This is a genomic window from Cyanobacteriota bacterium, from assembly GCA_025054735.1.
Classification (GTDB): domain Bacteria; phylum Cyanobacteriota; class Cyanobacteriia; order SKYG9; family SKYG9; genus SKYG9.
Genome location: JANWZG010000187.1, coordinates 1 through 7,220, shown reverse-complemented (window position 1 = coordinate 7,220; position 7,220 = coordinate 1). Strand labels below are relative to the sequence as shown.

Below are 7,220 nucleotides of genomic sequence, written 5' to 3'. Positions count from 1 at the left end.
CCCCCACGACCAAGAAGTAGTCGTCTGTGAACGGGCACGGTTGGGGCGATCGCCGGGACTCATTTTTCTCGATATTTTCTTGATTACCTTCACCCCCAAGACCATTGTGTTGCGCTATCACCACGATGGTTGGTATGAAGTCCACCATGTGCGCCGGAGAAAGCCCTAAGGAGATGCCTATGATTCTCAATTTCGCCTTAATTGCCATGATTGTGGCGCTGCTTATTCCCCTCTATGAAGCTTGGAAAGACGAAGACATTTGGCAAACTATGCTGGCGCTTGCCAGTGTTTCCACAAAAACAGCCGTGATGATTTTGCTAATTTCCGTAATGCGAGATGACTGGATGCTGGGCGTTGTTGGTGTGATTATCTTCAGCGTCGGAAATGCTGGGTTTATGCTGTTAGCACATATCTTGAAGCGGGTGGCTGACTCATGATTGATCTACTCAGTTATGGTTGCATCGGCATAGGGCTAGTGTTCTGGTTTTGGGGCACCGCTGTGCTGCCGACTCGCAAGTCATTGCTATTCAAGCTGCACAACTTGTCTGTAAGTGACACCCTCGGCTCTATGAGCATCGTTTTCGGGTTGCTGCTACGACGATCGCAGGAATGGCCCCTGTTGCTCTTAGCCATTTTTTCCCTAGCCCTCTGGAACACGATGTTGGGGTATGTGTTGGCCTACTGTGTTAGCCGTCCATCACCTCCCGATGAACTCGATGCACCAATGCCCGATGCACACATACTGGAGGAAGAATCGTGACAGACAGCTACGTATACCTGATTGCCGCTTTGTTGCCCTTGACAGCATCCATGCTAGTTTTTCAGGCAAATCCCTACCATGCTCTGGTCATTCGAGGCATTCTAGGGGCAATTTCTGTGCTTGTGTATACCGTTCTTGGGGCGGCTGATGTGGCTCTGACAGAGGCACTAGTGGGAACATTGTTGTCGGTCATGCTCTATGCCGTAGCGGTACGATCGTCCCTTGTGATCCGCTTAGGTATGCTGAAGAGTGATCTGGTTGACCAAGAAGTCACGAACGGCACAGATCCGCGGTCACAGCTACTAGATAGCCTGAAAGCAATTTTTGACAAGCGCCATATGCGTGTTGAAGTCGTTCCCTATCCAGATGCAGTCCAGTTGCACCAAGCATTAATGGCTAAGGATGTTCACGCAATTTGGCAACGATCGCACCCCCATGCCCCCGAACTTGGCGCTACCCAGCCCTACGCACTGACCGCAGGCTCATCCACTGTAGAGTTATCAATTACGAACGGCTTAACACAGCCATCCACTGGATTAAAACCCTCATCTACCATAACTGTACGCTTGTGCCGCCTCTACGCAATTCTCCAGGCAGAGCTAGGCTCGTCCTTGACCTGCTTGGTCTATCAACATCCTGCAAGCTTAGAATTACCTAAACCTGTGGAGGTGCAGCCATGAGATGGGTTTATGTTATTGCTGGACTGGTGTTTTATCTCAAAATGCTGCTGATCGTGAATCCTGTAGTGGCATTATCAGATACCGCGATCGTTGATGCGATCGTCCAAGACAGTGGTGTGCCAAATGCCGTATCGGGGATTATTTTTCGCAATCGGCTTTACGATACGATTTTTGAGGTCATCGTGTTTACGATCGCTATCATGGGTGCCCAGTTTTTGCTTGCTGATGAGCAGCCCACCAGCCATGTCCACCAGTTTAGCGACCAGGGTTCTATCGTCCTAGCGCGGCTAGGAGCTACGATTTCTGCGCTGGTAGGCATCGAGCTAGCAATTCGCGGACACCTGAGTCCTGGTGGTGGCTTTGCGGCTGGGGTTGCAGGGGGCACAGCGATCGGCCTGATTGCCATTACCTCCTCTCCGCAGTGGATGCAAACCATTTATCGTCAATGGCGCGCCGCTACTCTAGAAAAAGTCTCCGTGATTGTATTCATTGTGCTGGCTGTAATCACCTTGGCCGGGGTCGAACTACCCCACGGCGACATGGGCACATTGGCCAGTGGTGGCATCCTACCTATCTTGAACAGTCTAGTGGCGGTGAAGGTGGCTCTGGGTTCCTGGGCGGCAGTACTGCTATTCATTCGCTACCGAGGGTTGCTGTAGCAAAGATTTCCTAGTATGCCCTACTAGTCCCATCATGCTACTAACCATTAAACCTCTACCCGCGATCGCTCAGACACAGAACAATCGGTCGTGCTAGGTTCCACCAAGGGTAATGTACCTTCCCCGGTAATCAGCCGTGCCCCTGTGTTGCGAGTAAAGTAATTCCATGCCCACTGAGTCATCACGATAAGCTTATTATCAAACTCAATCAGGAAGTAAATGTGAACAAATACCCACGCTAACCAAGCTAGCGGCCCTGAAAACTTAACAAATCCTAAATCCACAACAGCCTTGTTGCGCCCAATGACTGCCAAGTTGCCCAAATCGCGATACTTAAACGGTGGCAATGTGTCTCCTACAAGGCGACGATTGATCAATTTCGCCACATACTCACCTTGTTGCATTGCTACAGGAGCAACACCAGGAAGAGGCTTGCCCGTCTGGTGGGCATAGTGAGCTAAATCGCCAATCACGAAAATGTCTGGATAGTTGGGTACCGATAAATCCGGATTGACAATCACCCGCCCTGCTCGATCAAGTTCTACCCCTGTTCGCTGAGCTAATACCCGCCCCAAGGATGATGCCTTTACCCCGGCTGCCCAAAGAATTGTACGGGCACGAATCTGTTCAAGAGTGTCTCCCTGCTTGACCGTCACCACATTATTGGCAATGTCCGTAACCATAGTCTTGGTGCGGACTGTCACCCCCAAGTGGGTTAGCGATGCCTCTGCCTCGGCAGAAAGCTCAGGCGGATAGGGAGGCAACACGCGATCCATACCCTCCAACAGCAAAATAGTGCTCTTAGTCGTATCGATGGCACGAAAATCTTTCTTGAGCACATTACCTGCCAGTTCTGCGATCGCACCTGCCAGTTCTACACCCGTTGGGCCACCCCCTACAATCACAAATGTCATCCACGCTCGGCGTTTGTCTGGATCAGGTTCACGCTCGGCAGCCTCAAATGCTAGAAAAATGCGACGGCGAATCTCCAGCGCATCCTCAACGGTCTTTAGCCCAGGTGCTATCGATGCCCAGTGATCATTGCCGAAATAATGATGACTAACGCCAGTAGCCAGCACCAGCGTATCGTAAGGAATAATGGCATCACTGAGAATCACAACCTTTTGGGTCGGGTCAACATCCAAAACTTCACCTAAAACCACGTTAGCGTTAGGGTTATTGTTTAGAATTGCCCGCAATGGTGACGCAATATCTGCGGGGGAAAGCGTACCTGTAGCAACCTGATAAAGCAACGGCTGAAACAGGTGAAAATTGCGTCTGTCAATCAGAGTGATGTGAACATTGGTTCGCTTTAAGAATTGGGCAGCATAGAGTCCACCAAAGCCACCACCAACTATTACTACACGGTGCAATGGGTTATTGCTGCCAAATGCCATGTCAGACATAGGGTCGCCTCCGTAATCTCACTGAATTCCACCTAGAAAAAATTGCAACTAAGGCTAGTGTTACCTGCTTAAGCACAGCTTGATATGGTCACTTGCGCAGCTTTAATTGTGCAAAGTTAGCTGTAGCTTACTGGATTAATGTGGCTGGCGAACGTAACACTGGCTACAACCATGCCACTCAACCCGATCGTGGACGCAGAATTGATCACTTAGCTCACATGATCCACAACAGCAAAATCATGAGAGTATGGGGGGCAAATGTGAAGGGAAAGCAACGCATGAGCACATCGAATTACGAGAACATGGAAGATTATGAAGAGGACAATGTTCCAACTATCACCTTGAGCGATTCTGCCGGACGCTCACTAGAATGCTATGTCGAACAGGAAATAGATATCGATAATGAAACTTATCTCTTGTTGCTGCCAGTCGATTATCCTGTTGAATTCATTCAATGGACAGGAGACGACGACGATGAGGAAGCCGTTTTAGTTGAGGAAGATGCTGACATTGATCGGCTATTTCCGATCGCGAAAGCCGTTTTAGAGGAACAGAATCTGATTCTAAAACGCACTGCAGCTATCCTCACAGTAGAGGGAGACTTGCCCGATCCAGATGACGATGAAGATGATGTAGATGCAGAAGACACAGAAGATATGGGTAGTCGGGTGCAGCTATTGGCCAACTTTTATGTTGAAGACCAAGAATATGGCATTTGCACTCCCCTTGATCCCTTCTTCATTCCAGCCCGTTTAGGCGCTGACGGCAAACCCCAGTTATTGTCGCCAGAAGAACATGAGCGTATTGAACCTATGCTCTCTGACATAATAGAAGCCCATCTCTTTGATGACCTAGATGAAGATTAGGAACTTACATCAGAACCAATGCCGAAGAATTTGATGCTGTGAGTAGCAGTCTGAGCGATCCTGTGCTGCCTTTTTGCTAGAGCGTCTTCCGTTAGCAAGGCTGACATTCGGTACAGCTAAAGACTAGCTAGGCGACAAGTGACTACAAGCAACTACAAGTGCCATTAACCAGTGCGATTAGGGAAGTGACATCAATAATCACTACTTAGCTGAGCAGGATAGTAGTCAGCAGTGGTTAACGAAATGCTAGTCAAATGTCCGCTAGCAGTGCGGTCAAATGCCGTATAGTGATAATGAGGTGCATTGGCTAGGAATTTGTGGCTTGACCGTTAAGCACCTAGGATAGATAAAGTTGCATTCATGCTTAGTCAGTCATTTTATAGGCATCTTTTCTTCAAACAAGCGATAGTCATTCAGCATCAGGTATTTTAGGGAAGCATCAACTGGTTACAACTATTCTGGTTACACCTATTCCAAATTAGCTAGCTAATGAGAGTTAGCTATGTTAACTGAACCTTGCTAAGGGTAATTGAACCATCGGCAAGTCAGCAGTCTAAGTGCAGTCTGAATGTTATGCGTTGATAACAAGAGAAGTTATATTAACTTGATTTCTAAACTTGATTTCTAGGGTAAGCGAGTATATGTCTGCGCGGTCACTATGCTTATTGACTGCATCTAGCTCATTGGTCTAACCTGCTCATGAAACCTGGTAAATCGCTTTTCAGTTGGCTGTTGTTGGTATTGTTATCAGGAACGATCGCCTTCTCAGGTTGGCAAAGTTGGCGCTGGTGGAGTTGGGCAACGATGCCCGTGCTTGAATCGTCTGACCCTCAAGCAAAGACAGTTCAGATCCAAATTCCCATGGGTACCTCAGCTCAGCAAATTGGTGACGATCTCAAGGCAGCAGGATTAATTCGATCAACAACAGCATGGAATATCTGGACACGGTTGATGCGGTTACGGAATCCTAACGGAGGTTTTCAGTCTGGCACCTATGAATTGTCTCCTAGCCAGTCCATGAAGACCATCGCTGCCAAGATTTGGGCTGGTGAGGTTATCACTCTTTCATTTACGATCCCAGAAGGTTGGTCTCTGGTGCAAATGGCTGATTACTTCGAGGCTCAAGGTTTTTTTAGTCGGGATGAGTTCCTAGTAGCAGTACGGCAAATTCCCCAAGCCGACTATCCTTGGTTGCCGAAACAGATTCCACATCTAGAGGGCTTTCTATATCCAGATACCTATGAAATCGATAGTCAACGCTTAACGCCTCAGGATGTCATTCGCCGGATGCTTGATCGCTTTGAACAAGTTGCCCTACCACTCTATAACCAGGGCCGTGACCAAACCAAGCTGTCATTGCTAGAGTGGGTAACCTTAGCTAGCATCGTTGAAAAAGAGGCTGTAGTGCCAGAAGAGCGAGCGTTGATTGCAGGAGTATTTACCCAACGCCTTAAGCGCAATATTCCCCTGGGTGCTGACCCAACGGTAGAGTATGGGCTGGGTGTGCGCCAAACAGCAGACCAACCTTTGACCCTTAGCCAAGTGCGAACACCCTCTCCATATAACACATATTTGAATCCTGGCTTGCCACCAACACCAATCGCAGCCCCTGGCATCGCTAGTCTAGAAGCTGCTCTATACCCAGAAGAAACTGACTATCTGTATTTTGTGGCTCGCTACGACGGAACTCACATTTTCAGCCGCACCCTGGCAGAACACGAGGCTGCTCAGAAAGCTATTCATGATCGTCGTGATGCTGACAAACGATCGCAATAACATCATCACCCATACTTAGATACTGAGGCCAATTCCCCCTCAACATCACTCAATCTAAATCTTGGTAAAACTTTTGCAGCGCTTGTTGAGAAGCCTTACGAGATGTACGTCGATATTTCTTGGCCGCAAGCTTTGGTTCATAACACCGTTTACCTCCTAGTTTTGTCTTCACTTTTGCTGAAGACTCAGGTGCACTGGTTTGGTTCAATTGCTCTTGACGAGCAATCACACCGTCCAACAGAGTGAGGTAATAGCTGTAGCGCTCCCAGTCTCCCCGCACGACACAACCCGGTTCATCTCGATGTAAACAATTGTGATATCGGCAACTTCCCTGACGCAGACGCTGTTGAGCCTCTGGAAATAGGAGCGCTAACTCATGGGGTGAGCAATCTAATGTTGCACGGTTAAAACCTGGGCTATCTGCTAGAAATCCCTGACCGGGCAGTTGAAATAACTCAACGTGGCGAGTAGTGTGGCGGCCCCGTGCTAACTTCCCTGAAACGTGACCAACAGTTTGATTCACCGTTGGGACAAGGTAATTGATAAGGCTAGATTTGCCTACCCCCGACGGCCCTGAGACAACGGTAATCTTTTGTTGAAGATAGCTCTGCAACGTATCTAGACCGTAGTGGGTGTGCAGGCTAATTAAACTAAGGTGATATCCCCAAGCTTGGATGCGATCGCACCACGCTTGCTGCTGTTGAGCAGGCACCAAATCTGCTTTATTCAGACAGAGATGAACCTCTAGGCCAGTAGCGGCGATCACCGTTAAGAATTCAGTAACTTGGAACGGGTCGAGGTCAGGTTCTGCCAGCGCAAACATCAACAGAACTTGATCCGCATTTGCAACTGGTGGACGATTGAGCTGAGTTTTGCGGGGTAATACGTCGGTAATTACTCCACGCCTGCCGTTCCAGTCTACTTCTTCTACAACTACCCGATCGCCAACCATAACCTGATGACCAAGTTTCCACAGGCGACTGCGCTTAGTGCATAGCACTCGTAGAGCTTCACTGGCACTATCTCTTTGAATCTGGAGAGAAACCGAGTAATAGTTGGCCTGGATAGCTAAA

9 protein-coding genes are annotated in these 7,220 nt (G+C 48.6%); 7 read left to right on the top strand and 2 right to left on the bottom strand.

Going from position 1 to position 7,220, the window contains the following annotated elements:
* From NZ772_10390 to NZ772_10370, 5 genes are all read left to right on the top strand, one after another.
* The coding region (locus NZ772_10390) for a cation:proton antiporter (protein ID MCS6813959.1) at window positions 1-169 on the top strand (169 nt) is incomplete at its 5' end.
* Window positions 170-179: 10 nt separating this feature from the next.
* The gene (locus NZ772_10385; GenBank protein ID MCS6813958.1) at window positions 180-437 is read left to right on the top strand and encodes a hypothetical protein; all 258 of its coding nucleotides are present in this window, start codon (window positions 180-182) and stop codon (window positions 435-437) included.
* Window positions 434-760, top strand: coding sequence for a monovalent cation/H(+) antiporter subunit G (locus NZ772_10380; GenBank protein ID MCS6813957.1), 327 nt, complete (start codon window positions 434-436; stop codon window positions 758-760). The genes NZ772_10385 and NZ772_10380 overlap by 4 nt, the downstream gene beginning before the upstream one ends.
* The gene (locus NZ772_10375; GenBank protein MCS6813956.1) at window positions 757-1,440 is read left to right on the top strand and encodes a DUF4040 domain-containing protein; all 684 of its coding nucleotides are present in this window, start codon (window positions 757-759) and stop codon (window positions 1,438-1,440) included. Before NZ772_10380 ends, NZ772_10375 begins: the two co-directional genes overlap by 4 nt.
* Entirely contained in the window at window positions 1,437-2,099 is a 663-nt protein-coding gene (locus NZ772_10370; protein MCS6813955.1) for a Na(+)/H(+) antiporter subunit B, read from the top strand. Before NZ772_10375 ends, NZ772_10370 begins: the two co-directional genes overlap by 4 nt.
* Window positions 2,100-2,146: 47 nt before the next feature.
* Here the strand turns inward: NZ772_10370 and NZ772_10365 are convergent, their stop codons facing one another.
* Window positions 2,147-3,496: an NAD(P)/FAD-dependent oxidoreductase gene (locus NZ772_10365; GenBank protein MCS6813954.1), complete on the bottom strand. Its 1,350-nt coding sequence runs from the start codon at window positions 3,494-3,496 to the stop codon at window positions 2,147-2,149.
* Window positions 3,497-3,783: 287 nt separating this feature from the next.
* On the opposite strand from NZ772_10365, the gene NZ772_10360 reads away from it, so the two are divergent.
* A complete protein-coding gene (locus NZ772_10360) occupies window positions 3,784-4,371 on the top strand; it encodes a DUF3727 domain-containing protein (protein ID MCS6813953.1) in 588 nt (195 codons plus the stop codon).
* A gap of 699 nt (window positions 4,372-5,070) precedes the next feature.
* Window positions 5,071-6,147 (top strand): endolytic transglycosylase MltG, encoded by a 1,077-nt coding sequence (gene mltG, locus NZ772_10355; GenBank protein ID MCS6813952.1) that lies wholly within the window; start codon window positions 5,071-5,073, stop codon window positions 6,145-6,147.
* 49 nt (window positions 6,148-6,196) lie between these two features.
* Here mltG and rsgA read toward each other — a convergent pair.
* The coding region (rsgA, locus tag NZ772_10350) for a small ribosomal subunit biogenesis GTPase RsgA (protein ID MCS6813951.1) at window positions 6,197-7,220 on the bottom strand (1,024 nt) is incomplete at its 5' end.

Coding starts and splice junctions, on each gene's coding strand:
- NZ772_10385 (MCS6813958.1), top strand. CDS start 180: ATGATTCTCAATTTCGCCTTAATTGCCATGATTGTGGCGCTGCTTATT.
- NZ772_10380 (MCS6813957.1), top strand. CDS start 434: ATGATTGATCTACTCAGTTATGGTTGCATCGGCATAGGGCTAGTGTTC.
- NZ772_10370 (MCS6813955.1), top strand. CDS start 1,437: ATGAGATGGGTTTATGTTATTGCTGGACTGGTGTTTTATCTCAAAATG.
- NZ772_10365 (MCS6813954.1), bottom strand. CDS start 3,496: ATGGCATTTGGCAGCAATAACCCATTGCACCGTGTAGTAATAGTTGGT.
- NZ772_10360 (MCS6813953.1), top strand. CDS start 3,784: ATGAGCACATCGAATTACGAGAACATGGAAGATTATGAAGAGGACAAT.
- mltG (MCS6813952.1), top strand. CDS start 5,071: ATGAAACCTGGTAAATCGCTTTTCAGTTGGCTGTTGTTGGTATTGTTA.